The following is a 25914-nucleotide window of genomic DNA, read 5'->3' as shown; positions in this document are numbered from 1 at the left end:
GCACGCCCCCGACACTCACTCCCTGGACGTTCACGTATGCGGTCGCACCGTTCGGCCATGGTCACTGATCTCGTACAGGATTTCACTTGAGGTGACGGACGGGGCCGGGCAGGATCTCGGCGGGATGCGGGAGTTGAAGCTGACATGATCGATGGGCCGTACTTCGTACTGATCGTGATCGGTGTGGTCGGCACCGGCCTCGTGGCCGGGGTCTTCTGCGCCTTCTCGACCTTCGTGATGCGAGGGCTCGCCGCGCTCCCGCCCGCGCAGGGCGTCGCCGCGATGAAGGCGATCAATGTGACCGCGCTGATGCCGGCGTTCATGGTGGTGTTCATCGGGACGGCGGTGCTGTGCGCGGTGATCGCCGTGGTGACGTTCGTGCTCTGGCCGGACGAGGGGACGGTGGAGCTGCTGCTGGGCAGCGCACTGTATCTGTTCGGTTCCTTCGGGGTGACCATGGTGGCGAACGTGCCTCGCAACGACGCGCTGATGAAGCTGGACGCGGGCACGCGGGAGGCGGCCGCCTACTGGACGACGTACGTGCGGGAGTGGACGGTGTGGAACCACGTCCGGACGGTCGCCTCGGCCGCCGCGACGGTGTCGTTCGTGCTGGCCGTCAGCTGACGGAAACACCCCCGCGAAAGCGCTGTCCCTCCACTCTGCGCACGTGACCGGTGAGACGTATCGTTGCGGGAAGAGTGCCGCCCGATGACGCACGGCTCCACCCACGTCACGCGCGCACGCGCACGCGAGGAAGACGGCCATGGCCGATCCCAAGGGTTTCATGACCACCCCCCGCCAGGACTGGCCGCGCCGGCCCGTCGAGGAGCGGGTCGGGGACTGGGACGAGGTGTACGTCCCCGGGGCGCTGCTGCCGATCATCAGCAAGCAGGCCGATCGTTGCATGGACTGCGGCGTCCCGTTCTGTCACGAGGCCTGTCCGCTGGGGAATCTGATCCCCGAGTGGAACGACCTGGTCTCGCGGGAGGACTGGCGGGCGGCGGCGGACCGGCTGCACGCGACGAACAACTTCCCCGAGTTCACCGGGCGGTTGTGTCCGGCGCCGTGCGAGGCGGGGTGTGTGCTGGCGATCAATCAGCCCGCCGTCACCATCAAGAACGTCGAGTGCGCCATCGGCGACCGGGCGTGGGAGGAGGGGTTCGCCCCGCCCCGGCCGCCGGACCGGCTGTCGGGCCGCACGGTCGCTGTCATCGGGTCGGGGCCCACAGGGCTCGCGGCGGCACAGCAGCTGACCCGGGCGGGCCACACGGTCGCCGTGTACGAGAAGGACGACCGGATCGGCGGCCTGATGCGGTACGGCATCCCCGAGTTCAAGATGGAGAAGCACCATCTTGAACGGCGGATCGAGCAGATGCGGGCCGAGGGGACGAAGTTCCGTACGTCGACGGCGGTCGGGCGGGACCTCGGGGCGGCCGAGCTGCGGTCGCGCTACGACGCGGTGGTGATCGCGACCGGGGCCACCGCCTGGCGCGAACTGCCGGTCCCCGGGCGGGAGTTGAGCGGCATCGAGCAGGCGATGGAATATCTGCCGCTGGCCAACCGGGTGTGCGCGGGGGATCTGGAGTCGTCCCCCATGTCCGCCGCCGGGAAGCACGTCGTCATCGTCGGCGGCGGGGACACGGGCGCCGACTGTCTGGGCACGGCCGTGCGCGAGGGCGCCGCGTCCGTGACGCAACTGGACATCTACGCCCAGCCGGGCGCCGAGCGGGACGAGGACGTCGAGCCCTGGCCGACGTACCCGAAGATCTACCGGCTCTCGGCCGCGCACGAGGAGGCGCGCGACCTGGAGACCGCGCCGGCGGCGGACGCGGACGCGCGCTTGTTCGCGGCGTCCACGCTCCGCTTCACCGGCGACGCCGACGGGCACGTACGGTCACTGCACCTGGTCGAGGTGGACGCGGGGCGCCGCCAACTGCCGGACACCGGGCGGACGCTGCCGGCCGACCTGGTGCTGCTCGCCCTCGGCTTCTCCGGACCGGACCGGACGGACGGGCTGATCGAGCAGTTGGGGCTGGAGATGGAGCCGCGCGGCACGATCACCCGGGACGCCGGGTTCGCGACGAACGTGCCGGGCGTGTTCGCCGCCGGGGACGCCGCCCGGGGACAGTCGCTGATCGTGTGGGCGATCGCCGAGGGGCGGGCGGTGGCGGCGGCCGTCGATCATCACCTGACGGGGAGTTCGAGGCTGCCGGCACCGATCTCGCCGTACGACCGGCCCATGACCGTTTGACTCAGCGTTGACGCACCGGGCCGGTCGTCAGCGCCGCTCGTCCGTCCCCGCCACCTTGCCCGTGGCCAGCGCCACCCTGTTCCAGGTGTTGATCGTCATGATCATGGCCAGCACATGGGCCAGTTCCGTGTCGTCGAAGTGGGCGGCCGCCTGCGCGTAGGCCTCGTCCGGGACGCCTCCGTCGGCGACCAGAGTCACGGCCTCCGTGAGGGCCAGGGCCGCCTGCTCGCGCTCGGTGAAGAAGTGGCGGGCCTCGCGCCAGACGGCGACCAGGTGCAGCCGGTCCTCGCTCTCGCCGGCCTTGCGGGCGTCGTTGGTGTGCATGTGGAGGCAGTAGGCGCACTGGTTGAGGAGCGAGGCGCGGATCTGGATCAGTTCGACGAGGGCCGGGTCGAGGCCCTCGCGGGCGGCGGCGTCGAAGCCGACGATCGCGCGGAAGACCTTCGGGGCGGACTTCGCGAAGTCCAGTCGGGTGCGGGCGGCCTCGGCGTCGGTGATGGCTCCGGCGATGTCGATACCGGTGCTGTTCTCGATCGTGTTCGTCGTCATGTGGACCAACCTACGGACCGAAAAGACCCGCTGTAGGGTGCAATTCCATGGAAGATTCATGGGTCAATTCCTGGGTGGACTCGGCGCGGCGGATCGGTGCCGACCTGCATCTGGACCTTCCCGCGTCGTCCGGTCCCGGCGGTCGGCGGGCCGCATTGACCCGTGCGCTGCGCGACGCCGTGCGCAGTGGGCGGCTCGCGCCGGGCACCCGGCTGCCGCCGTACCGTTCCCTCGCCGCCGACCTCGGGATCGCCCGCAACACCGTGGCCGACGCGTACGCGGAACTGGTCGCCGAGGGCTGGCTCACGGCCCGGCAGGGCTCGGGGACGAGGGTGGCCATGGGGGTGTCTCCCGCGCCTTTCAGGCAGCGGGGGAGTGCCGAGCCCCTGCGGCAGGGCGAGCGGGTGCCGCGCAAGGCGCCGCCACGCGCGCGTGGCCCTAGGCACGACCTGCGGCAGGGCACGCCGGACGCGTCGGCGTTCCCCCGGGCGGCCTGGCTGGCCTCCTGCCGGCGGGCTCTCCAGCAGGCGCCGAACGAGGCCTTCGGGCCGGGCGATCCCGCCGGGCGCGTCGAATTGCGCGAGGCGCTCACCGAGTACCTGGCCCGCGCGCGTGGCGTGCGCACCGAGCCGGACCGGATCGTGATCTGCTCCGGCTTCGCGCACGCCCTGCGGCTGCTGTTCGGCCAGGACCGGGCCGGAGGCGGCGGCGTGCTGCGCGGGCCGCTGGCCGTGGAGGCGTACGGGCTGGGCTTCCACCGGGAACTGCTCGCCGGCGCGGGAGTGCGGACCGTACCGCTCCCCCTCGACGAGGACGGCGCGCGCGTTGACCGGCTGGCGCGGGAGCGCGCGGTGCTGCTCACGCCCGCGCACCAGTTCCCGACCGGCGGCCCGCTGCACCCCGAGCGCCGTGCCGCCGTGATCGACTGGGCACGCGCGCGTGGGGGCATGGTCCTGGAGGACGACTACGACGGCGAGTTCCGCTACGACCGCAAGCCCGTCGGAGCCGTCCAGGGCCTTGATCCGGAGCGGGTGATCTTCATCGGCTCGGTCAGCAAGAGCCTGTCGCCGGCGCTGCGCCTGGGCTGGATGGTGCTGCCGGAGCGGTACGTCGGCGACGTGCTCGCGGCCAAGGGGGAGCGCGAGGCGTGGGTGAGCGTCCTCGATCAGCTGAGCCTCGCCGACTTCATCGCCTCCGGGGCGTACGACCGTCACGTACGGCGTATGCGGCAGCGCTACCGGAGCCGTCGCGACCGCCTCGTGGCCGCCCTCGCCGAGCATGCGCCGCACGTGGAGGTGACGGGTGTCGCCGCCGGGCTCCATGCCGTGCTGCGGCTGCCGCCCGGCACCGAGCGGTCCACGGTGAAGGCGGCCACCTGGCAGGGCGTCGCCCTGGACGGCCTCACCGGGTTCCGGCACCCGGACGCGGCCGAGGAGGAGACGCCGGCCCGCGACGGCATCGTCGTCGGCTGTGCCACGCCCTCGGAGCATGCCTACGGAGCGGCGCTGGAGGCGCTGTGCGGGGTACTGCCCCCTGCCGAGGAGCCGGCACCGGACGGATGAGGGTACCGGCCGGCCTCCTGAGCAAGCCGGCCTCCTGACCCGGCTCGCCTCCTGAACCAGCCGATCTCCTGAACCGGCCAGCCTCCTGAACCAGCCGGCCTCCTGAACCGGCTCGTCTCCTGCCCGGGGACGAGCCGCCCGCCGCCCCTCCTGCCCACGAAGGAGCTGCGGTCTGCTGCCGCCGGACGAGTCAGCCCGGCCCGGCATACTGCCGCGTTCGGATTTGTTCTCCTATCTGTCCGAAAAGTGGCTTCCGGGCTACATACAGCCAAACAGGAGTGGGATCATCGGAGCAGGAGGCGTGCTGCAGTCGCACCCCGACCGGGCCGGTAGCCGCTCGCCCCATCCTTCGTTCCGCCGTCAGGCGCAGGGCCACCCCGCGCGTCCCCCCTGTTGGCGGTCGGTCCTGGAGGGTGTTCGATGACGACGCTCGATGAACGGCATGGAGAAGGTGCCCGCGACGGGGACGGGCACAGGGGCGAGATCGCCCTCGGCCGGGTCGAGGCGTACGGCCCGGCGCCGGTGCCGTCGGCCGTGGTCCCGCTGGACCGGCCCGGCACCGAGCTTCCCCGGATCATGGGCTCCAAGGCCGCGAACCTCGCCCGCGCGGCCGGCGCCGGACTGCCGGTGCTCCCCGGATTCGTGATCCCGTACCGCACCAGCGGCGACATGATCGACCTGGTCGCCCTGCGGCGCGCTTGGCACGAGCTCTCCGACGGCGGGACCCGCTCCCTCGTCGTACGGTCCTCCTCGCCACAGGAGGACACCGAGGAGTCGTCGCTGGCGGGCCGGTTCGACTCGGTGCTGGACGTGCGCGGCTGGCGGGGCTTCCTCGCGGCCGTACAGAAGGTGCTCGACTCGGCCGAGCGGCCCGACGGGTCCACGGCGCCGATGGCGGTGCTGGTGCAGCCCATGCTGGCCGCCCGGGTCGGCGGGGTGATGTTCGGGGCCGATCCGGTGGCGGGGCGGGCCGACCGGATACTGGTCAGCGCGGTGCGCGGCGGGCCGGACAGCCTGGTCAGCGGGGCGCGGACCGGCACCGACCACTGGCTCGGCCCACACGGACGGCTGCTGCGGACCGAGGTGGCCGGGGCCGCGGACGAGGCGTGGCCGGAGTCCCCGGCGGGCGCCCGACCCGCATCGGCGTCGACCGGCCCGCTGCTCACGCGTGCCGAACTGTTCCGGCTGGCGCGGCTCGCGCGGCGGGTGCGGAAGGTCTTCGGAGGGCCGCAGGACGTCGAGTTCGGGTTCGACGCCGACGGGCGGCTGTGGCTGTTCCAGAGCAGGCCGATCACCGCGATGGCCGCCCGGCCGCCGCGCGGGGCACGGCTGCTCGGGCCCGGCCCGGTGGCGGAGACGCTGCCCGAGCAGCTGGCACCGCTGGAGGAGGACCTGTGGGTCGCGCCGATGGCCCGCGGCCTCGCCGCCGCGCTCGACATCGCGGGCACCGCGCCGCGCAGGCTGCTCAGGTCGGTGCCGGTGGTCAGGACGGTCGGCGGGCGCGCGGCCGCCGACCTGCGCCTCCTCGGTACGGTGCCGCCGCGCCACCGCTGGCTCGCGCTGCTCAACCCGGCACCCGGAGCGCGCCGGCTCGGCGCCGCCTGGCGGGTGGGCCGCCTCGCCGCCTCCCTGCCCGGTCTGGCGACCGACCTCGTCGCCGACGTCGACCGCCGCCTCGCCGAGATCCCGTCCCCCACGACCCTCTCCGCCACCGCGCTTGCCGCCGAACTCCGCTGGACCCGCCGGGTCCTGGTCCCGCTGCACGCCCAGGAGGCCCTCGCGGGTGCCCTCCTGCCCGAACCGCCCAGGAGCCGCACGGCAGCCGGTACGGCTCTCGCCGCCCTGACCGAGGCCCGCGCCCGGGGCGTCCCCGACGATCAGGTCACCGCCGCGGACCCGGTCGTCCTGGCCCTCACCGCACCGAGCCTGCGCGGCCGGGAGTGGCTGCCGGACGCCGCGTTGCCGCCCGCCCCGTCGACGCCCGGTTCCGGACGGACAGCCGGCGCCGGAGAAACGGGACACGGGCATCACACACGGCTCCCGCAGCCACAGCGCTCGGCGTCGGCCCCCGCCGACACCCCGGGCAGCGCGGCCCTCGCCATCCATGCCACCCCCTTCGCACGAGCCGCCCGGCCGGGGACAGGCACCACGACCGCGACGACCGCCACGAAGGCGTCGAGCACCGCCCTCCCACCCCGGGAAGCCCTCCGTCTGCGCGTCCGCTGGGTGCAGGAGCTCCAGGTCCGGCTCGTGCGCGAGGTGGCCCTGCGACTGGGTGTCGAGGCCGAGCGCGTCGGCCTGCTGCGGTGGGCGGAACTGGCCGATGTGCTGGACGGCGGCCCCCTGCCCGCCGACCTCCACGCGCGCGCGGAGCAACCCGCCTCGCCCCCGCTGCCGGACGAGTTCCGGCTCGCGGACGGTCAGGTCGTCGCCGCCGAGCGCGACAGCCGCCGGACCGGCGGGGTACGGGGCGTCTCCGCGGGGCGTGCCGTCGGGATCGTATGGGACGGGTCGGGGCCACGGCCGGCGGACGCCGTGCTGGTCGTGCGCACGCTGGACCCCGCGCTCGCCCCGCTGCTGCCCGGTCTGACCGGCCTGGTGGCGCAGACCGGCAGCCCGTTGTCGCATCTGGCCGTGCTGGCGCGGGAGTTCGGGCTCCCCGCGGTCGTCGGCGCGGCGGACGCCGTGCGCCGCTTCCCGCCCGGGTCGCGACTCACGGTCGACGGGACCGCCGGCGACGTACGGCCGGACGCCCCGCTGAGGGAGGCACGGCCCCACGCCCCACTGGAGGATGTACGACCGCACACCCCGCCGGAGGACGTGCGACCTGACGTACGGCAGGAGGACGCGCCATGAGGAAGATCGCCTATGTCCTCGCAGCGCTCGCCGCGACCGGCGCGGGCACCTACCTGATCGTCTATCTGTACCGGTGGCAGTGGCAGCGCGCGTTGATCTGCGGGGTGCTGCTTTTGGTCATCGAGGTCATGCTGTTCGGCCTGGTGACGCTGGGGCGGCTGAACCGGATCGAGGAGCGGCTGCGCGACACCGACCGGCGGCAGCGCGAGCTGGACGCCCGCCAGGAGGACGTGCTGACCCGGCTGCGCGAGCCGGCCACGGCACGGGAGGAGACGCGGTTCCGCTGGCTGGAGGATCCGGCAGACCGGTCGTACGTCTTCGTGCCGGTCCTGATGGTCGCCGGTGTGGTGCTGTCCGGGCTGGCCTGGGTGGTGCAGAAACTCGCGTCGACCACGGCCGGGCCCGCCGAACGCCGACTGGCCGGGCGGCTGGCCGTCCTCTCCGCGCCCGATCCGGCGGCATCCGGCGATCTGGAGGACCTTCCGGCGCCGGGTTCCGGGCGCCGTACCGCACGCACGGCCGCTGTGGGCGCCCTCTCCGTCGCCCTGCTCGCCGCGCTGATCGTCGCCCTCGCCGACTTCACGCAGACCCGCGGGGAGGAGACCAACGAACACGAGGCGACCTCGGTGCTGGTCCAGGTCGATCTGCGGGGCACGGACCTGTCGAACGGCCGGCGGGCACTGGCCGCGCAGCAGATCTGGGAGCGCTGCCGGGACTCCACCTCCACGCCGCTGCGGCACGCGCCCCTCGGCGAGCTCGGGAACGGCATGTTCGCCGGAGTCGTACGGCCCGCGCTCACCGACCACGACCTCATGCGGCTGCGCGGCTGCCTGGAGGACGCGACCCTGGAGCGCGCCCACCTCACGGTCGTGGGCGTCAATGACGTGGAGTCCGGCGACGACTCACGGTGACCGTATGGACCTGATGGCCAACCGGACATGACAAGTGAGACGTATTACACAAAAAACGGACGTATCACCCATTGATCACAAGACCCGGGGTACTCTTCCAAAGCGCCCACCGTCCCCTAGTCCCCCGGGTCGCTCATGGCTGTCCTCTCCGCCACCCTGCCGCACCCTGCCCTCCGCAAGCGCCCGCTGCACCGGCGCGTCGTGCGGATCCTCCTCGGCATCCTGATCGGTTACCTCGTTCTGTGGGCAGTCGGCGCCGGCAGCATCCTGGGCCTGTCCTACCTGGCCCGTACGGAGACCCCCGCACCCGCCGGAACACGCACCGTCCAGGGCGTCAACCACTTCCAGCCGGTGGACTCCGAAGGCCGTCTGTGGCGCGGCTCCGCCCCCTCCCCGGCCGGTTACCGGGCCCTGGAGGGCATGGGCGTCACCACCGTCGTCGACCTGCGCGCCGAGCACATGAGCGCGGCCGAGCTGGCCGAGCCGGGCGACGCCGGGCTGAATGTCGTACGCCTGCCGATCCGGGACGGTCAGACGCCGTCGCCCAAGCAGGTGCAGCGCTTCCTCGACGTCGTCTCGTCGACCGCCGGCCCGGTGTTCGTGCACTGCGGTGCGGGTGTCGGCCGTACCGGCGCGATGGCCGCCGCGTACCTGGTGCACACCGGCGAGGAGTCGCCGTCGGCAGCGGTCCGGCGCAACCTCGCGGTCGGACCGCCGTCGATCGAGCAGATCTGGTACGGGCTGAACCTGAGCCCGGCCGAGGCGGAGCAGCCGCCGCTGCCGGTGACGATCGTCAGCCGCCTGGTGGACGCGCCGCGGCGCATCATGTCGTACCTGTAGTTCCGGTGGACCCGTAGACCCTGCAGTGCGGCCTCAGTCGCGCTACAGGGTCTTTCCGCAACGGTCGCGCTACGGCTTGCGGCCCACCGCTCCGTACCCGGGAATGACCCCGTCGTCCTGCCCCGCCACCGGTTCTCCCAGATCGGGGTGCCACCGGTGCGGCACCTCCACACCCGGCGGGACCAGTTCGAGGCCGTCGAAGAAGCGGGTGAACTCGTCGCGGGAGCGAAGGGCCAGCGTGACGCCCGCCGCCTTGAGCTTCTCGGTCGCCGCCGCCGACTCCTCGGGAGTGAAGTCGGCGGTCGCGTGGGTCATCACCAGGTAACTGCCCGAGGGCAGTTCGGACAGCAGCCGGCCGACCAGTTCGTGCGCGCCGTCCTCGTCGGAGACGAAGTGCAGCAGCGCGACGAGGGACAGGGCGACCGGGGCGCTGAAGTCCAGGATCTTCCGGGCGCCTTCGACGATGGCGTCCGGGTCACGGACATCGGCTTGCAGGTACTCGGTGACGCCCTCCTCCGTGCCGCGCAGCAGGGCCGCCGCGTGGGCCAGCACGATGGGGTCGTTGTCGCAGTACACGACCCGGGCGTCGGGGGCGATCCGCTGGGCGATCTGGTGGAGGTTCGGCTCGGTCGGGATACCCGTGCCGATGTCCAGGAACTGCCGTACGCCCTGCCGGGCGAGCCAGCGGGTGGAGCGGTGCATGAACGCCCGGTTGACCCGCGCCATCACGGGGACGCGCGGGTCGAGGGCGAGCATCTGCTGCCCCATGGCCTCGTCGACGGGGTAGTTGTCCTTCCCGCCGAGATACCAGTCGTACATCCGCGCCGGATGCGGCTTGCTGGTGTCGATCTCGGTCATAGAGCACTCCGTAACACGCAATGGATTATCAACTAAGCACCAAATCAAAGAAGTTGCACGAGAAAAGAGGCAACAGACAGCAGAGACAGGCAAGCTGTTCAGGACAGCAGGAAGTCGGCCTCCCCCGCCTTGGCGCCCTCGATGAAGGCGGTCATCTCGTCCGTGGTGTAGATCAGCGCCGGCCCGTCCGGGTCGGTCGACTGGCGCACGGCGATACGGCCGTCGGCGAGCTTCATCGCCTCCAGACAGTTGCCGCCGTTGCCCCCGCTCCACGGCTTGTGCCAGCCCTCGCTGCCCAAGTCCCGCGCGGGCATGCCGTTGTAGACGCGTATGCGCGGCTTGATGCGATCCATTCACAGCTCCTTGCGGAGATCCCGCAGGATCTCCTTCGTGCGATGTGCCGTAGCGGCCTGCGCCGCCATGCGGTCCATGACCTCGAGATGGGTTGCCACCTCCGCGCGCGCGTCGAGATAGACGGCGCCGGTCAGGTACTCGCTGTAGACCATGTCCGGCAGTTCTGACATGGCAAATCGGAACAGCACGAAGGGCCCGTACGTGCCGGGGTGCGGCCCGTTCGCGAACGGGGCCACCTGCAACGTCACGTTGGGCAGCTTCGTTGCCTCGAGCAGTCTGTCGATCTGGTCCCGCATCACCTCCGGACCGCCCACCTGGCGGCGCAGCACGGTCTCGTCCATCACGACCCACAGCCGGGGCGCGTCCTCACGGGTGAGCAGGCGCTGGCGTTGCATGCGCAGGGCGACATGCCGCTCGATGTCGTCGGGGCTGGTCTGGCCGATGGCGCCCGACTTCAGCACTCCGCGCGCGTAGCCCTCGGTCTGGAGCAGACCGGGCACGAAGTGGGGTTCGTAGGACCGGATGAGGGCGGCGGCGCCCTCCAGGCTGACGTACATGGAGAACCAGCCGGGCAGGATGTCGTGGAACCGCTGCCACCAGCCGGGCTTGTTGGCCTCCTCGGCCAGCAGCACGAACGCCTCGGCCTCCTCCTCGGAGATGCCGTAAGCCTTCAGGAGCAGCTGAAGGTACGGGATCTTCAGGCCGACCTCGGCCATCTCCATGCGCCGGACCGTCGCGGGGGCGACGCGGAGGACGCGGGCGGCCTCCTCACGCTTGAGCCCTGCGCGTTCCCGCAGGTCCAGCAGGCGCCGACCCAGGACGACCTGGCCGACCGTCGGCGCGGACCGCGGCTCGCTCACGCTCCACCTCCACGAATGAATCCGTACGCATCCCTACAGACCGACCGAGTCGGACCGACTGAATATAGACAGACGGACCGAATCCCGGCAGGTCAACCGAACGCCGACAGGCCGACGGCGCCATTCGAAGACCTATTCGAAGATCGCGGCGGATCCCCGGTGATCCCAACTGGCGCCGTTCGACATGCTGTTGCGAGCAGTGTGCCACGGCCTTCCAGAGAGTCACACAGCACTCTGCATATTTCAGAGTGACACTTGCCAAGTGTTCACGGCGGGGCGATAGTGGCAAGCGTGATTCCGTCCCCGCCCTTAGGAACAAACGCCACCGTGGTCCCCCACGGCCTCGGTGCCCCCACGGGAGTCGGCCCCCGGCGGAGCGTCGACGCCGAGCGCCGGTTCCGGTTCGAACTGGCCGCACATCCGGGCTCTCCCGCGCAGGCCAGACGCCTGACCAGGGCGCGGCTGAACGGCTGGTCGGTGTGCGAGGACACCTGCGACACGGCGGCACTCGTCGTGTCCGAGCTGGTCACCAACGCGATCGTGCACACCGCCAGCGAGCACATAGTGTGCGAGCTGCACGACGGCATCGACCTGGTGCGCATAGCCGTGCGCGACGAGGGATGCGCCCCGGATGAGCCCCACCCGTCACCCGCGCGTCCCGAGGAGGAGCACGGGAGGGGACTGCTCCTCATAGACGCCCTCTGCCACGCCTGGGGGGCGCAGGAACACGGGTCCGGACTGGTGGTCTGGGCCGATCTGCCGCGCGGGACCGCCTTCGGCGATGTGCCGCGCACCGACCACGAGCCCTGCAACGACCTCGGCTGGGGGGCCCGGCCCAAACCGGGTCCGCCCGGAGTACCGGGCGACGAGGCCGAGGCACGACACGACGGGGGAACGGGATCCGCATGGCTGTGAGCGGTGTGTCCGGCGGCGGTCAGGTGCTGAGCCTGGATTCGCTGGTCCGCCTCCGCCGCGGCATGCGCACATCGGCCGCCCCGCGCCGCCTGCCCGTTCCGGAGGGGATGACGGCTCCCCTGGGCTGCGACGCGGTGGCGGTTCCCGCCCGCTTCGGTCCACTGATCCTGCCCCGGCTGCCGCGCGTGGGGTGCGTGTACGCCGACGACGTCCACTGGTGGTGGATCGTCCCGTCCGACTCCGACTACGCACTGGAGTGGCCTGCGGGGGTGCGGTACAGCACGGGGGCGGTCGTCATGGACACCCCGCGACTGATCCACCGCGCCGAAGGGACCGTGCCCTACACCCCGCCGATCCCGCTGTATCTGGCGCTGTGCAGGGTCATGGGGACCACACCGACCTGGTCCAAGCAGATCACCGCGTGAGACCCGGCCGACTCGGCTGTCCTTCGTCGAGCACGGGCAGGTGACGGCGCACGCCCGCGTGCACCCCGCACCGCGGCCCACGCCCTCCCTCGGACGCCCCTGCCCCGCCATAGTGGCCCTCCGTCGTCGAAGGCGGTCGGGGGAGGCTGTGCGGTGGGGAAGAAACAGGGCGCCGGTGAGGCCCGGGTGTCGGAGTCGGAGCGACTGCTCTTCGGGGGGCCGCTGCGCTACGACATGGGGTGGAACCAGCACCGGGACGCGTTCCTGGAGCTGAGCATGCGGGCCATGGTGACCCGGCTGCCGGCCCTGCTGGGGTCGAGCTTCCGGCTCGCCTGGCAGGCCGACCGGCGGGCCGCGCGGACCGTGCTGGTGGCCGAGGTGGGCCGCGGCCTGGCGCAGGCGGTCGGGCTGCTCGCCGTCAACAGCGTGCTGGGGCGGCTGATCGAGCCCGGGGAACTGGCGGCCCGGTTGCGCGGTGCCGTTCCCGCACTGGTCGCCATGGCCGCCGTGATGGTCGTCTCGACGCTGCTGCGGGCCGCGTCGACGTACGCCACGGGGCGTCTGGAGCCCAAGGTGGAGCGCGTGGCGACCGAGCTGTACCTGGAGCGGGCGGCCGCCGTGGAGCTGGCCGCGATCGAGGACCACGCCTTCCACAAGCTGCTGGACACCGCACAGTACGGCGCCTCGTCCGCCCGTCGCATGATCTCCTACAGCGCCCGCGTCGTGAACGCGGCCATCTCACTGATCGCCGCGGCCGGTGTGCTCGCCGTGCTGCACCCCGCCCTGCTGCCCCTCCTCGCCACCATGACGCTGCCGAGCGCCTGGAGCGCCCTGACCAACGCCCGGCGCCGCTACGAGTCCTTCCACACCTGGGTGCAGCACGCCCGCGCCGGCCACCTGATCAGCGGGCTGCTGACCGAGCCTGCCGCCGCGCCCGAGATCCGGGTGCACGGCGTCGGGCCCTTCCTGCTGCGCCACTACCGGGCGATGTCGGAGACGGCGGAGGCGGAGCAGGCCCGGCTGGCCCGGCTCGCCGCGCGCACCGGGCTCATCGCGGCGGCGTGGACGGGGCTCGCGACCGTCGCGACGTACGCCACGCTGGGCGGGCTGCTGCTGGCCGGCGCCATGGCGCTGTCCGTGGCGGGTACGGCCGTGATCGCCATCCGCACCGGGTCGTCGAGCCTGGACAGCCTCGTCCTGGAGGTCAACGCGCTCCACGAGGAGGCGCTCTTCGTGGGCGATCTGCAACGGCTCTACGTCGAGGCGGCCGAACGGGCGATCCCGGTCGGCGGCGCCGCCCTGCCCGAGGACCCCCGGGAGGTCCGCTTCGAGAACGTCAGCTTCTCCTATCCGGGCGAGTCCGCCCGCCCCGCCCTCGACGACGTCACGCTCACCCTCCCCCTCGGCCGGATCGTCGCGCTGGTCGGCGAGAACGGCTCCGGCAAGACCACTCTGGTCAAGCTGCTCGCCGGGCTCTACACCCCGGACCGGGGCCGCATCCTGTGGGACGACGTCGACGCGACCGGCGCCGATCGGCACCAACTCGCCGAGCGCATCGCGATGGTGGCCCAGGACTTCAAGCGCTGGCCGTTCACCGCCCGGGTCAATGTGGCCGTGGGCCGGTCCTCCGCGCCCCTCACCGAGGAGCGCCTGGCCACGTCGGTCGCCGAGGCGGGGGCCGAGGAGGTGGTGGCGGATCTGCCGCGCGGCCTGGACACCCTGCTGGCCCGGCAGTTCAACGGCGGGCACGAGCTGTCCGGCGGGCAGTGGCAGCGGCTCGGGATCGCGCGGGCGGCCTACCGGCGGGGCCGCATCCTGATCGTGGACGAGCCGACGGCGGCCCTGGACGCACGGGCCGAGCTGGAGGTGTTCGAGAAGATCCGCGCCCTGGCCTCCACCGGCCAGACGGTCGTCCTCATCACGCACCGGCTGGCGTCCGTCCGCCATGCCGATCTGGTGCACGTCCTCGACCAGGGCCGGCTCGTGGAGTCCGGCACTCCGGACGAACTGCTGGCCACCGGCGGTGTCTACGCGGAGCTGTACTCGCTCCAGGCGGAGCAGTTCACGACCCGGGTGCCCGCACCGAAGGCCGGCTGACCGGCACGCCTTCGCGCGGCGATCACGCGGCGGCGTCCACCGCGCCCTCACCGCGGACGATCACCAGGAACGCGTCCGTCGCGAGGTCCATGACCACCTCGGCGGGCAGCCCCTCCATGCGCCGCGCGTGCGCGAACTCCTCCGCCGGCCACGATCCTCGCGGCCCGCCGGCGGGAAAGCGTTCGAGCACTGTTCGCCCGTGCACCATCCTGACCTCCGATAAGCGTCGTACTTGTAGGAGTTAACGCCTGCCGGAGGTGAATCGCCTCGGTCGGTGACGGGACTGAGACGTAGTTGACACTCGTCCACCGCTATGTGTGAGCACTCACTCACGCACGATGATCATCCGCTACGTCCCGTGTCGGTCGTCGTACTCGTCGTGATACCGGAGGCGTTCGCTGCCCGCGGGCGCCCCGAGAGCCGACGCGCGCCCCTTGGGTTTCTCCCACTCCGGTCCCGCAGGAAGCCAGCTGACGCCGGGCCGCTCCACCGGTTCGCCGTCGAGCTCCAGGGTCACCTCGAACCCGGAAGGCGCCCTCAGGTGTCGTAGTCCTGGATGCGCCTGCCGTGACGGCGGTCGAGCAGAGCGGGCATGCGCTCCCCCAACTCCCTCACCACTGACGGCACGTCGATCGTCAGCAGCTCCCGGTCGCGCATCAGGATCCGCCCGTCGACGACGGTCGTGCGCACGTCGGAGGAGCGGGCGCTGTGCACGAGGGTCGCGGCGAGGTCGTGCACCGGCTGGGTGTGCGGGCCGCTCAGGTCGACCAGGACGATGTCGGCTCGCCTTCCGGGCGCGAGGGTGCCGAGGCGGTCGCCGAGTCCGACCGCGCGGGCGCTCTGGAACGTGGCGTGGTGCAGGGCTTGACGTGCCGTCAGCCAGCGTGGGTCGCCGGTGGCCGACTTCTGGACGAGGGCGGTGAGCGCCATCGACTCCCATACGTCCAGGGAGTTGTTGGACGCGGCTCCGTCCGTGGCGAGGCCGACGGGGATGCCGATGTCGTGCAGGGCGCGTACGGGTGTGGTGGTGGGCCAGGCGAACTTCAGGTAGCCGCGCGGGGCGGTGGCCACGGCCGTACTGCCGTCGGCTGCTTCGAGGAGCGGCAGGTCGCTGTCGAGGATCCCGGTGCCGTGGGCGATGAGGACGTCGGTGTCGAGGATGCCGGTGCGCCTGAGCACCTCGACGGGGGTGACGCCGTGCCGCGCGAGGCTGGTCTCGGCCTGGTCGCGGTTCTCGGCGGCGTGGAGGTGGACGGGCAGACCGTGGTCGCGGGCGAGTGCGGCGGTGGCGGCGAGGTCGGCGTCGTCGACGGTGTACGGGGCGTGCGGGGCGAGGGCGGTGGTGATACGGCCGCCGGCGCCACCGCGGTGCCGCAGCGCGAACTCCAGAGACCTCTCCCGCCCTTGGGGTCCCTGGGAGGAGAAGTACGCCTCGCCGAGGTGCGCCCTGATGCCGCACTCCTCGACCACGGCGGCGACGGCGTCCATCGAGAAGTAGTGGTCGGCGAAGCAGGTGACGCCCGCCCGGATCATCTCGGCGCACGCCAGCCGCGCCCCCGACTCCACGTCCCTCTCGGTGAGGTTGGACTCGATCGGCCATACGACATCGTTGAACCACTCCTCGGTGGGCAGGTCCTCGGCGACGCCGCGCAGGGCGACCATCGGGGCGTGGGTGTGGCAGTTGACGAGGCCGGGAAGCGCGACCTGCCCGGCGGCCTCGACACGCTCGACGGCGTCCCGCCCGCGCACGGCGTCGGCGCTCGTGACGGAATCGACGACTCCGTCACGTACGACGATGGCGGCGTCCTCCTCGAACCCGATCCGCTCCTGGTCGTCGTGCACGAGGACGGTGCATCCGGTGATGACGAGGTCGGCGGGAGCTTCTGCGGGAGAAGGCGTCATCACGCCAACGTACGACGCGGTCGTCGGGTCGGGTGAGGTGAACCGCGCATCTGGTCAGGGGTCTGTCGCACGGGCCCGTCAGCTCCCACCGGCGCTCGGACCGCGCCGGTCCGGGTACGGGTCGGGGGACTGGATCCTCCCGTGCGGCCACGGCTCGGCTTCACCCGGCGAGGGGCACCTCGGGGGCGTCGGGTATCCGCAGTCCGACCCGGTCACGTTCCTCGGCGAGTTCGTCGAGCAGTTCGTTGAGCTGAGCGAGGTGCCAGGGCGTGAGCCGCCCCGAGTCGTCCAGATGGACGGCGCACGCGGTCGTCGTGTCGACGAGCCGTTCGAGGGTGGCGACGACGTCGTCCGCGCCCTCGGTGTGCCGGGCGAGCGCGGGCAGTTCGGCGGCGGCGAGGGCGATGGCGGTACGGGCCTCGGCGAGCGCACGGTAGGCCTCGCGGCGGAGGGTCCAGCGCAGGGCACGGGCGTCGGTCCCGCCCTGCGCGACTCCGCCGGACTGGCGAAGAACATGATCGAGGTAGCCGTACGCGGCACGCCCGGCCGCGCCGAGCCGCGCCCGTACACCCCCACCCCCCTGCCCCGGCATCGGCAGATGCCCCACGACGAGCACGATCGCGCACGCCAGCAACGTCTCCCCGATCCGGCTCACGGATGCCTGCGGCTCGCCGCCCACCATCACCAGGGCCAGCACGAGGACGGTCACGACGGCGGTCTGTGCGGCGAAGTGCCGGGTGGCCACGGGAATGAGGGCACCGCTGACGGCAACCAGCGCGATGAGCCCTTCCGGCCGGGGCAGCACGGCCGCGAACCCGGCGAACAGCAGGGCTCCCAGCACGGTGCCGGCGGCCCGGCACAGCACCCGGGACACGAGCGGCCCGAGGTCGGGCTTGACGAGGAAGACGGCGGTGGCCGGGAGCCAGTACCAGTGCTCGTGCTGCCCGTACCACTGGGCGCGGTACAGCCCTTGCGCGACGGCGGCGCCGGCCCCGAAACAGAGGGCGACACGCAGCCCGTACTCCCGGCCGCCGGCCCCGAACACGGACCGCACGAGATCCCCGGCCGTACGGCGCCGGATGTGCAGGTCCCGGTTCTCCCGGCCCCGGTCGAAGGCTTCGGCGGCGTGCAGCAAGGCGTCGTCGAGGGCGCGCAGCGCCGGGGCGGAACGCGCGGGCGCGGGCAGCGGCCCCGTGTGGGCGTTGCCGCGCACGGCGGCGGCGAGGCGCCGGGGCCCCTCGGAGGCGCGGGCCGGCACGGGTTCGCCGGCCCAGGCGAGCGCGGTGGCGGCCTCGCCGAGCGGCAGGGCGGCGGCGTACTGCGCGTGCAGCCGCCGCTCGGCGGACGAGGAGGCGTACCGCCGCAGCCGGGGCCCGGTGAGGGCGTCCTGCGCGTGGTCGAGGGCTGCGGTGAGGGCGGCACGGCGGGCGGTGGCGCGGTCGGTCCCCACGGCGTCGAGCAACTCGGCGACGGCGTCGTACACGCCGGCCACCGCGTCCCGCTCCCCGTCGAACCGGAAGTCCCCGACGAGAGACCCGGGCGTGGGCAGCACGAGCCGGAGCAGCACCAGCCACGAGGCACCGCCGAGATAGGCGACGGCCCGCTCCCACCCGCTCTCGGGCAACGGCATCCCGGCCCCGATGGCAGCGGCGACCAGCAACTGAGTGCCGGAGGCGGAGGCGACGGGCCCGACGGCGCTGATGCCTCCGGCGAAGAGCCCGAGCCCCGCGAACACCACCGTGAGCGCCACGGCCCCGAGCCGATCCCCCGCATACGTCCCGACGAGCAGCCCGACGGCCCCCACCGCCGCGGGCACCCCGAGCCGCCGCACAGAGCTCCGGCGACTACCGGGCCGGTCATTGATCCCGGCGAGCATGGCGGCGATGGCCGCGACGACCCCGAGGGAGGTACGACCGGCAACCACCGCACCGAGAAGCAACGGCCCGGCAGCCAACGCCCCACGCGCGACCGCACTCCAGGGAACGGGCCCGCGCTGCGCACGCAGAGCATGCGCGAGCCAGGGCGGAAGCTGCGGCCGACGCAGCACGACACGACGCACGGGGCGGGACACAGGGCTCCTGTCGGGACGAGGGCGAGGATGCACGCCTTCGGGCGACGGTGGCCGGGCGACGAGGCCGCGGTATCGGAAGCGGCCCGTGGTGTCCACGGTAAGGGCGGGTCTTGGTGGGGATGGGGCGTTCGGGTTTCGGAGATGTGACGATGCCGGGAAACGGCACGTTCTCTATGAACGCAACTACGCGCCGCCCTCATGAACGCAACTACGCGCCGCGGCTTCGTCGGACAGCGTCTCCGCGTCGGTGATCGCCCGCAGCAAGACCGTCGGCCGCGGCCGCAGAGCCCCGAGGATCTCGTCCACTCCGCGCAGCCCGGCCCGCTCCGGCAACCGCTTCTCGTTCGTCACCCACTCCCCCGTTGAACACCCCGCCACCCCAGCCGCCGACCTCCGACACCTCGCCCTCCCAGCCGAGGGCGCGAAATTCGGATGCGTCGACCGGGTCGGGCACGCATGATCGGCGGATTGACCGCCGAACGCCCCGCCCTGGCCCGCAGGAGCCCGCATGATCCGCCGCGTCACCTCCCCCGCCCTCTTTCCTCCCCCGGCCTACTCCCACGCCTCCGTCGTGGAGGCCGGCACGAGGATCGCCTTTCTCGCCGGCTCCGTGCCGCTCGACGGTGAGGGGAACATCGTCGGCGAGGGAGATCCCGTACGCCAGGCCGAGCGGGTGATCGCCAACCTCGGTGAGCAACTCCGCGCCGTCGGCAGCGACTTGGCGCATGTGCTGTCGACCGATGTGTACGTCGTGAGCAGCGACACCGCCGTACTGTCCGCCGTCTGGGAGGTCGTCGAGGCCTCCGGGCTCAGCGTCGGGCCGCACTCGTCGACGCTGCTCGGGGTCGCCTGCCTCGGATACACGGGGCAGTTGGTGGAGATCACGGCCACCGCGGCCGTGCCCGGCGAGAGCCCGGAGGGGGCCCGGACATGACCGCCGTCGCCCTGCGCCGGGCCCTGGCCACCGACGCCGGTGCCGCCGCCGACGTCTGGCTGCGGTCCTTCGCCGCCGCGCTGCCGACGGTCGTCCGGCCGCGCTCCGACGACGAGGTGCGGACGTACTTCCGGGAGGTCGTGGTACTGCTGCGGGAGACCTGGGTGGCCGAGGCCGCCGGCCGGGTCGTCGGGGTCATGGTGCTGGACGGCGAACTGCTCTCCCAGCTCTGTCTCGACCCCGACTGGCGCGGGCGCGGTATCGGTGACCGGTTCGTCGACCTCGCCAAGCGGCGCCGGCCGGGCGGGCTGAGCCTGTGGACCTTCCAGGTCAACAAGCCCGCCCACCGCTTCTACGAGCGACACGGCTTCGTCGCCGTCGAGCACACGGACGGCACCGGCAACGAGGAGCGGGAGCCGGACGTGCGGTACGTCTGGCAGCCGGGGCCCGCTCAGTCGGGCTGAGTGCCGCGGCCCCAGGCCCGCCGCTTCGGCAACGGCCTCGCGTACCCTCCGACCCGACTCGTCCGCAGCCCCAGCCCCACGAGCGACTCGGCGAGTTTGACGGCCGCGCCGACCCCGTCGACCACCGGAACCCCCAGCTTCTCCGACACGGCCTGCTGCAAGCCCGTCATCCCGGCGCACCCGAGCACGAGGACCTCGGCGCCGGCGTCCCGGGCCCGTTCGGCGGCCGTCAGGAAGGCGGCCTCCGTGCGCTCGGCGTCCTCCAGTTCCAGCACCCCGAGCCCGGTGCCGATCACGGCGGCACAGTTGCGCCCGACCCCGGCCAGCTCCAGACTGTCCTCGATCTGTCCGCACGAGCGCTCCAGCGTGGTCACCACGCCGTAGCGCCGACCGAGGAGGCAGGCCAGGTGCGCGGCGGCCTCCGTGATGTCGACGACGGGTACGTCCACCAGTTCCCGTACGCCCTCCCGCCCGTGCTCGCCGAAGCCGGCCATGACGACCGCGTCGTACGGGGCGCCGTCGTACGTCCGCAGCGCGTCCAGCACGGCGGCCGCCGACAGATGGCTGTCCAGCCAGCCCTCAGCCGATTCCGGCCCCCACCCCGGGGTCAGGCCGGTCACGGTGGTGCCCGGGCCTGCTGCGGCCCGGGCACCTCGTACGATCTCCTCGGTCATCTCCTGCGTGGTGTTGCAGTTGGTGACGACGATCCGCACGTCCTTCAGACCTCTCGCTCCACGACCCCGGCAACCGGCGTATCGGGCCCGACGGCCGGCCCGTCGGCACCGGCGGCCCGCTCGTCGCGGCACAGCACCAGGTACAGCGCCGCCGCCGTCGCCGTCCCGATGAACCACGAGTACGGCGCCACGTCGCTGAACGTCGTCACCAGCGCCAGCACCGCCGCGAGACCGGCCGCCGGCAGGAACGCCCACAGCGCCTTGGGGTTGAAGCCCTTGCGGTAGTAGTAGCGCGAGCCGGGCTCCGCCGAGAACAGCTCGTTCACGTCCACCCTGCCGTGCTTGACCAGGTAGTAGTCGACCATGATCACGCCGAACAGTGGGCCCAGGAAGGCACCGAGGCCCCCCAGGAAGTAGTTGACGACCGTCGGGTTCGAGAAGAGGTTCCACGGCGTCACCACCAGCGCCGCGACCGTGCTGATCATGCCGCCGACCTTGAAGGTGATCTTCTGCGGCCAGACGTTGGCCAGGTCGTACGCCGGTGAGACGAAGTTGGCGACGATGTTGACGCCCATGGTGGCGATGGCGAACGTCAGCGCGGCCAGCACCAGCACCCAGGTGTTGCCGACCTTCGCCACCAGCTCCGCCGGGTCCGTGATGGCCTCGCCGAAGACCTCCAGCGAACCTGCCGTGACGATCACCGAGACGACCACGAACGCCGTCGAGTTGATCGGCAGGCCCCAGAAGTTGCCCTTGCGGACCGTGCGGTAGTCGGGCGCGAAGCGGGAGAAGTCGCAGAAGTTGAGCATCAGCGTGCCGTACGTGGCGAGGATCAGGCCGATCGCGCCGAACCACTGGCGCCACTGCTCACCTACGGACACGGGGTGCGGGGTGGACGTGAGCGAGATCGTCCAGCCGGCCTTGGCGAGGACCCAGACCGCCAGCGCGATCATCACGACCCAGATCGCCGGGCCGCAGAAGTCCTGGAACTTGCGCACCGACTCCATGCCCTGGCTGATGATCAGCGCCTGGATGAGCCAGAGGGAGAGGAAGGAGACCCAGCCGAGCGCGTGCAGGCCGAGGAAGGAGCTGTGGGTCCAGGACTCCAGGCCCGGCCAGGCGGCCAGCAGCATCACGTTGACGGCGACCGAGGCCAGGTAGGTCTGGATGCCGTACCACATGATGGCGATCACGGCCCTGATCAGCGCCGGGATGTTGGCGCCCCAGACGCCGAAGCTGATGCGGCTGACGACGGGGAACGGGACGCCGTGGCGCTGGCCGATCTTCCCCATCCAGTTCATGCCGATGTAGATCAGCACGAAGCCGACGAGCAGGGAGGTGAAGACCTGCCACACGTTCATGCCGAGGACGAGCAGGCCGGCCGCGAACGTGTAGTTGCCGAGGTTGTGGACGTCGGACATCCACAGGGCGAAGAGGTCGAAGACCTTCCAGTTGCGCTTGCCCGCGGGCGCGAGGTCTTCGTTGGTGAGCCGTGGATCGGGGACGAACGCTGAGGTGCCGGTGACTTCGGCACGGTCGGCGAGGGACACGGGGCCTCCAGGAGGGAGGGGACGGAGGAGGGCTGCTTTCCGGTCGCTTGGCCATTTTCCGGTCACTTGCAACGCGTTTGGTATACCAAACTGCGCTCATAGTCCTCCCGTCAACCGTTCGGGCAGATATCGCTGCTGTTAACGCTCCGTAAAACAGACCCGGAGTCGGCGAAGATGGGCCCATGACGAAGATCGAACCCCTCGGGGCGGTCCGCGAGCGCGTCCTGGCCACGCTGCGGCAGGACATCATCGCGGGCCGCCTGCTTCCGGGCGATCGCCTGGTCGAGCGCGAGCTGGCCGACCGCTTCGGGGTCTCCCGGGTACCGGTCCGCGAGGCGATCCGCGCGCTGGTCGCCGAGGGGTTCGTCCACTTCGAGACGCCCCGCCGGACCGTCGTACGGCGGCTGAGCCCCGCCGACGTCAAGGAGCTCTTCGAGCTGCGCGAGGCGCTGGAGGTGTACGCGGCCGGCCTCGCGGCGTCACGGGCGACACCGGAGGACCTGGCGGATCTGCGGGAGCTGCTGCGCGCCGCGGCGAGGGCGACCGAGGCCGGGGACGCGGAGAAGATCACCGACGTCAACACCCGGTTCCACGACAGGATCCTGGCCATGGCCGGCAACAGCCTGCTGACCTCGGTGATGGAACCGGTCGACGGCCGCCTGCGCTGGCTCACCCGGCAGAACGAGGAGTGGCCCCAACTCCTCACCGAGCACCAGGACCTGTACGAGGCCATCGCCTCCGGCGACCCCGACCGCGCCCGCAGCCACACCCTCACCCACGTGCAGGCCAACTACCGCTCGACGGTCCGCCACCTCTTCGGGGACGATCCCCTCGGACACGGCGGGGACGGCAAGGCCCGCTAGGGCCGCGCGTACTTGTCCGTCGCCGCCACCAGCGCGTCCGCCACGCCAGGCGCCCCGGCGTCGTGCCCCGCCTCGTCGACCACCACCAACTCGCTCCCGGGCCAGGCGTGATGGAGCCGCCAGACGATGCCCAGCAGGTTCCCGAAGTCGAGGCTGCCCTGCACCAACGTGCCCGGAATGCCCTTCAGCAGATGTGCGTCCCGCAGGACGACCCCTTCTTCGTTGTCTGCGCCCAGGAAGTGACCGCTGCCCCAGTAGTGCGTCACGGTCCGGGCGAACCCCATCCGGAACCGCGGATCCTCGAACTGCTCCACCGAGCGCGGCGGCGCGGGGACGATCGCCGTCTCCCAGTCCGTCCAGGCCCGCGCCGCCCGTGCCCGCACCTCGGGGTCGGGCGACTCGATGAGCCGGTTGTACGCGGCGGCGAGGTCTCCGCCCCGCTCGGCGGCCGGCAGCACTCCCAGGAACCGCTCGAACGCCTCCGGGAAGATCCGCCCCAACCCTCTTGTCACGAGCCTGACTTCGGCGTCCGATCCGGTCGCGACCAAGGTGAGGACCAACTCGGACACCGCGTGGGGATGCGTCTGCGCATACCGCAGCCCGAGCACCGAACCCCACGATGCGCCCCGTACCAGCCATCGCTCGATCCCCAGGTGCGCTCGCAACCGCTCCAGATCGGCGATGAGATGGGCAGTCGTGTTGACGCTCATGTCGGTGTCGTAGGCGCCCGCGTGCGGCGTGGACCGCCCGCAGCCGCGCTGGTCGAGCAGCACGATCCGGTACGCGTCCGGGTCGAAGTGGCGCCGTGAGAGCGGGCCGCAGCCGGACCCGGGACCACCGTGCAGCACGACCGCGGGCTTGCCCCGGGGGTTTCCGCAGGTCTCCCAGTAGATGCGGTTGCCGTCACCGACGTCGAGCAGGCCGTGGTCGTACGGTTCGATCTGCGGATACAGGCTCATCCGGGCAACGTATCGTCCGTACGGCGAGGGCGTCCTCTCAGTTTCCGAGCCCCGCCGCCTGCGCCGCCGTGCTCAGCACCTCCCGCAGCATCATGGGCGTGAGCTTCCCGGTGAAGGTGTTGCGCTGGCTGACGTGGAAGCACCCGAAGAGATCCAGCCCGGCCGGCCCGCCGCCCCCGTCGATCCCGGCCCGAACCCCGTGCCCGAACGCCGGCCGCGGCCGCGGCACCCTCCACCCCGCCTCCGCCAGCGCCGGCAGTGTCGCCTGCCAGCCGAAGGCGCCCAGTACGACGACCGCCCGGACCGTGGGCCGCAGCAGCCTCAGCTCCTGCACCAGCCAGGGCCGGCAGGTCTCCCGCTCGCCGGGGGTGGGCTTGTTGTCGGGCGGGGCGCAGTGCACGGGGGCCGTGACGCGGACGCCGTACAGCTCCAGGCCGTCGTCGACGGCGACCGACGTGGGCTGCGAGGCGAGCCCCACGTCGTACAGGGCCTGGTACAGCACGTCGCCGGAGCGGTCGCCGGTGAACATCCGGCCGGTGCGGTTGCCGCCGTGCGCCGCCGGTGCGAGCCCGATGATCAGCAGCCGCGCGTCCGGCGGGCCGAAGCCGGGCACCGGGCGGCCCCAGTACGTCTGATCGGCGAAGGCGGCGCGCTTGGTGCGGGCCACCTCCTCCCGCCAGTCGACCAGCCGGGGACAGGCCCGGCAGCCCGAGACCCGCAGGTCGAGATCGTCGAGGGCGTCCACAGCTCCACCGTACGGTCTTGCCGGCCCCCCGCGGCGACTAAGGTCGAGGCATGGCAGCCGAGGATGACGAGCAGCAGGGCGACAACGCGGCCGAGGAGCAACACCCGGACGCGGCGAGCGCCGAGCAGCCCGTCGACCCGAAGATCGCCGACGCCGTGGCCGCCGCCGAGGCAGCCGGGGTGCAGCGCGGCGAGTCCGTGCGCGTCGACAGCTGGATCTGGGCCGTACGCCTGGTGAAGACCCGTTCCATGGGCGCCACCGCCTGCAAAGGCGGGCATGTGCGCGTGAACGGCCAGAACGTGAAGCCGTCGCACACCCTGCACATCGGCGACGAGGTACGGGTACGCCACGAGAACCGGGAGCGGATCGTCGTCGTCAAGCGCCTCATCCGCAAGCGCGTCGGCGCCCCGGTCGCGGCCCAGTGCTACGTCGACAACTCGCCCCCTCCCCCGCCGCGCGAGGCGGTCGCCCCGGCCGGCATCCGCGACCGCGGCACCGGCCGCCCCACCAAGCGGGACCGCCGTGACATGGAACGCCTGCGCGGCATGACGGGCGGCGGCGCGGGACGGCCGCGCGAGCGCTGACACGCGTCGACGGCGTCGCCCGCGAGCCCGGGACTCCGGGTTTCGGCGGCGGGTACGGGCCGCAGGCGGCCGATCGCGCAGTTCCCCGCGTCCCCGGGCCGGCGGTTGCCAGGCCGGCCGAGGGGCGCGGGGAACTGCGCGAACGGCTCACGCGCGTCGTCGCACCAGCCGCAGCAGATCCTCGTTCGAACTGCGCCGGGCCCAGGCGATCAGGGCGAGCGGCACGATGAGAATGAGCGGCGTCGCCGCGTTCTCGCCGCCGAAGGCGGTGATCGTGACGACGAACGCGCCGACCATCAGAGCGCTGAGCGCCATCGCCGCCACCGACTGGAGCACCGGGATCAACAGCGCGATGGCACCGGCCAGTTCGAGCGCGCCGATGGTGTACATCCCGGCGCTGCCCCAGCCGAGCTCGTCGAAGCCCTCGGCGGCCGAGGGGTGCGCGATCAGCTTGGGCAGCGCGCTGGCGATCGCGTAGAAGAGGGCGAGCAGGATCTGAAGGCCGCGCAGGGCGATCCGGGCGCGGCGGCCGCGCGGGGTCGCGGACTCGGCGATGACGGTGCGGGAGTCGCCGGTGGCGACGGAGCCGGTGGTCTCGGACATCAGGTTCTCCTGTGTTCAGCGGTCCGTGGTGCGGTCGCAGAGGTGGACCGGCACGCGCTCCCGAACTCATCGGCGTACGAACGGAAT

26 protein-coding genes and 1 pseudogene are annotated in these 25914 nt (G+C 72.3%); 13 read left to right on the top strand and 14 right to left on the bottom strand.

Annotated elements, in window-relative coordinates; translation table 11 throughout:
• Positions 1-144: 144 nt before the first annotated feature.
• Entirely contained in the window at positions 145-624 is a 480-nt protein-coding gene (locus AC3ETA_RS25570) for an anthrone oxygenase family protein (protein WP_432195227.1), read from the top strand.
• A gap of 139 nt (positions 625-763) precedes the next feature.
• Complete coding sequence (locus tag AC3ETA_RS25565; RefSeq protein ID WP_432195226.1) at positions 764-2251, top strand: glutamate synthase subunit beta; 1488 nt, start codon at positions 764-766, stop codon at positions 2249-2251.
• A 27-nt stretch (positions 2252-2278) separates the two neighbouring features.
• On the opposite strand, the gene AC3ETA_RS25560 is transcribed toward AC3ETA_RS25565, so the two are convergent.
• A complete protein-coding gene (locus AC3ETA_RS25560) occupies positions 2279-2800 on the bottom strand; it encodes a carboxymuconolactone decarboxylase family protein (RefSeq protein ID WP_432195225.1) in 522 nt (173 codons plus the stop codon).
• A gap of 47 nt (positions 2801-2847) precedes the next feature.
• Between AC3ETA_RS25560 and pdxR the strand changes: the two genes are divergently transcribed.
• The 4 genes from pdxR to AC3ETA_RS25540 all read left to right on the top strand — a co-directional run bounded on the left by pdxR (position 2848) and on the right by AC3ETA_RS25540 (position 8969).
• Entirely contained in the window at positions 2848-4362 is a 1515-nt protein-coding gene (gene pdxR, locus AC3ETA_RS25555; protein ID WP_432195224.1) for a MocR-like pyridoxine biosynthesis transcription factor PdxR, read from the top strand.
• A gap of 420 nt (positions 4363-4782) precedes the next feature.
• A complete protein-coding gene (locus AC3ETA_RS25550; RefSeq protein ID WP_432195223.1) occupies positions 4783-7218 on the top strand; it encodes a PEP/pyruvate-binding domain-containing protein in 2436 nt (811 codons plus the stop codon).
• Positions 7215-8129 carry a hypothetical protein gene (locus AC3ETA_RS25545; RefSeq protein WP_432195222.1) on the top strand — a complete coding sequence of 305 codons (915 nt, stop codon included), beginning with the start codon at positions 7215-7217 and terminating at the stop codon, positions 8127-8129. The genes AC3ETA_RS25550 and AC3ETA_RS25545 overlap by 4 nt, the downstream gene beginning before the upstream one ends.
• A gap of 135 nt (positions 8130-8264) precedes the next feature.
• Positions 8265-8969, top strand: a complete 705-nt coding sequence (locus AC3ETA_RS25540) for a protein-tyrosine phosphatase family protein (protein ID WP_432195221.1) — start codon at positions 8265-8267, stop codon at positions 8967-8969.
• Between the two features lie 69 nt (positions 8970-9038).
• On the opposite strand, the gene AC3ETA_RS25535 is transcribed toward AC3ETA_RS25540, so the two are convergent.
• The 3 genes from AC3ETA_RS25535 to AC3ETA_RS25525 form a co-directional block, all read right to left on the bottom strand.
• Positions 9039-9827 carry an SAM-dependent methyltransferase gene (locus tag AC3ETA_RS25535; protein ID WP_432195220.1) on the bottom strand — a complete coding sequence of 263 codons (789 nt, stop codon included), beginning with the start codon at positions 9825-9827 and terminating at the stop codon, positions 9039-9041.
• A 98-nt stretch (positions 9828-9925) separates the two neighbouring features.
• Positions 9926-10180 carry a DUF397 domain-containing protein gene (locus AC3ETA_RS25530; RefSeq protein WP_019757219.1) on the bottom strand — a complete coding sequence of 85 codons (255 nt, stop codon included), beginning with the start codon at positions 10178-10180 and terminating at the stop codon, positions 9926-9928.
• Positions 10181-11041 (bottom strand): helix-turn-helix domain-containing protein, encoded by an 861-nt coding sequence (locus tag AC3ETA_RS25525; protein ID WP_107907141.1) that lies wholly within the window; start codon positions 11039-11041, stop codon positions 10181-10183.
• 282 nt (positions 11042-11323) lie between these two features.
• On the opposite strand from AC3ETA_RS25525, the gene AC3ETA_RS25520 reads away from it, so the two are divergent.
• The 3 genes from AC3ETA_RS25520 (at position 11324) to AC3ETA_RS25510 (ending at position 14478) form a co-directional block, all read left to right on the top strand.
• Positions 11324-11956, top strand: coding sequence for an ATP-binding protein (locus AC3ETA_RS25520; RefSeq protein ID WP_432195219.1), 633 nt, complete (start codon positions 11324-11326; stop codon positions 11954-11956).
• Positions 11947-12381: a hypothetical protein gene (locus AC3ETA_RS25515; protein ID WP_432195218.1), complete on the top strand. Its 435-nt coding sequence runs from the start codon at positions 11947-11949 to the stop codon at positions 12379-12381. Before AC3ETA_RS25520 ends, AC3ETA_RS25515 begins: the two co-directional genes overlap by 10 nt.
• A 234-nt stretch (positions 12382-12615) precedes the next feature.
• Positions 12616-14478 (top strand): ABC transporter ATP-binding protein, encoded by a 1863-nt coding sequence (locus tag AC3ETA_RS25510; protein WP_432195252.1) that lies wholly within the window; start codon positions 12616-12618, stop codon positions 14476-14478.
• Positions 14479-14500: 22 nt separating this feature from the next.
• Here AC3ETA_RS25510 and AC3ETA_RS25505 read toward each other — a convergent pair whose 3' ends face one another.
• The 5 genes and pseudogenes from AC3ETA_RS25505 to AC3ETA_RS25485 all read right to left on the bottom strand — a co-directional run bounded on the left by AC3ETA_RS25505 (position 14501) and on the right by AC3ETA_RS25485 (position 18802).
• Positions 14501-14686 (bottom strand): hypothetical protein, encoded by a 186-nt coding sequence (locus AC3ETA_RS25505; protein ID WP_432195217.1) that lies wholly within the window; start codon positions 14684-14686, stop codon positions 14501-14503.
• A 141-nt stretch (positions 14687-14827) separates the two neighbouring features.
• A pseudogene (locus AC3ETA_RS25500) lies at positions 14828-15001 on the bottom strand (DUF899 domain-containing protein); the annotation flags it as partial.
• 14 nt (positions 15002-15015) lie between these two features.
• On the bottom strand, positions 15016-16380 hold the full coding sequence (locus tag AC3ETA_RS25495) for an amidohydrolase (RefSeq protein WP_432195216.1): 1365 nt from the start codon (positions 16378-16380) through the stop codon (positions 15016-15018).
• Positions 16381-16540: 160 nt separating this feature from the next.
• Positions 16541-18424 (bottom strand): FUSC family protein, encoded by a 1884-nt coding sequence (locus tag AC3ETA_RS25490; protein WP_432195251.1) that lies wholly within the window; start codon positions 18422-18424, stop codon positions 16541-16543.
• Between the two features lie 210 nt (positions 18425-18634).
• On the bottom strand, positions 18635-18802 hold the full coding sequence (locus AC3ETA_RS25485) for a hypothetical protein (RefSeq protein ID WP_432195215.1): 168 nt from the start codon (positions 18800-18802) through the stop codon (positions 18635-18637).
• A 157-nt stretch (positions 18803-18959) separates the two neighbouring features.
• On the opposite strand from AC3ETA_RS25485, the gene AC3ETA_RS25480 reads away from it, so the two are divergent.
• Positions 18960-19385, top strand: a complete 426-nt coding sequence (locus tag AC3ETA_RS25480; RefSeq protein ID WP_432195214.1) for a RidA family protein — start codon at positions 18960-18962, stop codon at positions 19383-19385.
• Positions 19382-19849, top strand: coding sequence for a GNAT family N-acetyltransferase (locus AC3ETA_RS25475; protein ID WP_432195213.1), 468 nt, complete (start codon positions 19382-19384; stop codon positions 19847-19849). Before AC3ETA_RS25480 ends, AC3ETA_RS25475 begins: the two co-directional genes overlap by 4 nt.
• Here AC3ETA_RS25475 and AC3ETA_RS25470 read toward each other — a convergent pair.
• On the bottom strand, positions 19837-20562 hold the full coding sequence (locus tag AC3ETA_RS25470) for an aspartate/glutamate racemase family protein (protein WP_432195212.1): 726 nt from the start codon (positions 20560-20562) through the stop codon (positions 19837-19839). The genes AC3ETA_RS25475 and AC3ETA_RS25470 overlap by 13 nt on opposite strands.
• Positions 20563-20567: 5 nt before the next feature.
• Entirely contained in the window at positions 20568-22073 is a 1506-nt protein-coding gene (locus AC3ETA_RS25465; protein WP_432195211.1) for an NCS1 family nucleobase:cation symporter-1, read from the bottom strand.
• Positions 22074-22255: 182 nt separating this feature from the next.
• On the opposite strand from AC3ETA_RS25465, the gene AC3ETA_RS25460 reads away from it, so the two are divergent.
• Entirely contained in the window at positions 22256-22936 is a 681-nt protein-coding gene (locus AC3ETA_RS25460) for a GntR family transcriptional regulator (protein WP_432195210.1), read from the top strand.
• Here the strand turns inward: AC3ETA_RS25460 and pip are convergent.
• Both pip and AC3ETA_RS25450 read right to left on the bottom strand, forming a co-directional pair.
• Positions 22933-23895: a prolyl aminopeptidase gene (pip, locus tag AC3ETA_RS25455; protein WP_432195209.1), complete on the bottom strand. Its 963-nt coding sequence runs from the start codon at positions 23893-23895 to the stop codon at positions 22933-22935. The two genes, AC3ETA_RS25460 and pip, sit on opposite strands and share 4 nt — an antisense overlap.
• Positions 23896-23932: 37 nt before the next feature.
• Positions 23933-24640, bottom strand: a complete 708-nt coding sequence (locus AC3ETA_RS25450; RefSeq protein WP_432195208.1) for a uracil-DNA glycosylase — start codon at positions 24638-24640, stop codon at positions 23933-23935.
• Positions 24641-24690: 50 nt separating this feature from the next.
• Between AC3ETA_RS25450 and AC3ETA_RS25445 the strand changes: the two genes are divergently transcribed.
• A complete protein-coding gene (locus AC3ETA_RS25445) occupies positions 24691-25224 on the top strand; it encodes an RNA-binding S4 domain-containing protein (protein ID WP_432195207.1) in 534 nt (177 codons plus the stop codon).
• Between the two features lie 147 nt (positions 25225-25371).
• Here the strand turns inward: AC3ETA_RS25445 and AC3ETA_RS25440 are convergent, their stop codons facing one another.
• Positions 25372-25827, bottom strand: a complete 456-nt coding sequence (locus tag AC3ETA_RS25440) for a DoxX family protein (protein WP_432195206.1) — start codon at positions 25825-25827, stop codon at positions 25372-25374.
• Positions 25828-25914 lie beyond the last annotated feature (87 nt).

It is taken from the genome of Streptomyces sp. bgisy027 (assembly GCF_057710365.1).
The sequence above is the reverse complement of the archived record's forward strand: the minus strand, read 5'-3'. Positions and strand labels throughout refer to the sequence as shown.

Bases quoted from the DNA above. Each gene is read 5' to 3' on its own strand.
- AC3ETA_RS25530 (WP_019757219.1), bottom strand. From the start codon at position 10,180: ATGGATCGCATCAAGCCGCGCATACGCGTCTACAACGGCATGCCCGCG.
- AC3ETA_RS25560 (WP_432195225.1), bottom strand. From the start codon at position 2,800: ATGACGACGAACACGATCGAGAACAGCACCGGTATCGACATCGCCGGA.
- AC3ETA_RS25565 (WP_432195226.1), top strand. From the start codon at position 764: ATGGCCGATCCCAAGGGTTTCATGACCACCCCCCGCCAGGACTGGCCG.
- AC3ETA_RS25510 (WP_432195252.1), top strand. From the start codon at position 12,616: ATGGGGTGGAACCAGCACCGGGACGCGTTCCTGGAGCTGAGCATGCGG.
- pip (WP_432195209.1), bottom strand. From the start codon at position 23,895: ATGAGCCTGTATCCGCAGATCGAACCGTACGACCACGGCCTGCTCGAC.
- AC3ETA_RS25475 (WP_432195213.1), top strand. From the start codon at position 19,382: ATGACCGCCGTCGCCCTGCGCCGGGCCCTGGCCACCGACGCCGGTGCC.
- AC3ETA_RS25550 (WP_432195223.1), top strand. From the start codon at position 4,783: ATGACGACGCTCGATGAACGGCATGGAGAAGGTGCCCGCGACGGGGAC.
- AC3ETA_RS25460 (WP_432195210.1), top strand. From the start codon at position 22,256: ATGACGAAGATCGAACCCCTCGGGGCGGTCCGCGAGCGCGTCCTGGCC.
- AC3ETA_RS25445 (WP_432195207.1), top strand. From the start codon at position 24,691: ATGGCAGCCGAGGATGACGAGCAGCAGGGCGACAACGCGGCCGAGGAG.
- AC3ETA_RS25440 (WP_432195206.1), bottom strand. From the start codon at position 25,827: ATGTCCGAGACCACCGGCTCCGTCGCCACCGGCGACTCCCGCACCGTC.
- AC3ETA_RS25545 (WP_432195222.1), top strand. From the start codon at position 7,215: ATGAGGAAGATCGCCTATGTCCTCGCAGCGCTCGCCGCGACCGGCGCG.
- pdxR (WP_432195224.1), top strand. From the start codon at position 2,848: ATGGAAGATTCATGGGTCAATTCCTGGGTGGACTCGGCGCGGCGGATC.
- AC3ETA_RS25535 (WP_432195220.1), bottom strand. From the start codon at position 9,827: ATGACCGAGATCGACACCAGCAAGCCGCATCCGGCGCGGATGTACGAC.
- AC3ETA_RS25515 (WP_432195218.1), top strand. From the start codon at position 11,947: ATGGCTGTGAGCGGTGTGTCCGGCGGCGGTCAGGTGCTGAGCCTGGAT.
- AC3ETA_RS25495 (WP_432195216.1), bottom strand. From the start codon at position 16,380: ATGACGCCTTCTCCCGCAGAAGCTCCCGCCGACCTCGTCATCACCGGA.
- AC3ETA_RS25505 (WP_432195217.1), bottom strand. From the start codon at position 14,686: ATGGTGCACGGGCGAACAGTGCTCGAACGCTTTCCCGCCGGCGGGCCG.
- AC3ETA_RS25480 (WP_432195214.1), top strand. From the start codon at position 18,960: ATGATCCGCCGCGTCACCTCCCCCGCCCTCTTTCCTCCCCCGGCCTAC.
- AC3ETA_RS25570 (WP_432195227.1), top strand. From the start codon at position 145: ATGATCGATGGGCCGTACTTCGTACTGATCGTGATCGGTGTGGTCGGC.
- AC3ETA_RS25540 (WP_432195221.1), top strand. From the start codon at position 8,265: ATGGCTGTCCTCTCCGCCACCCTGCCGCACCCTGCCCTCCGCAAGCGC.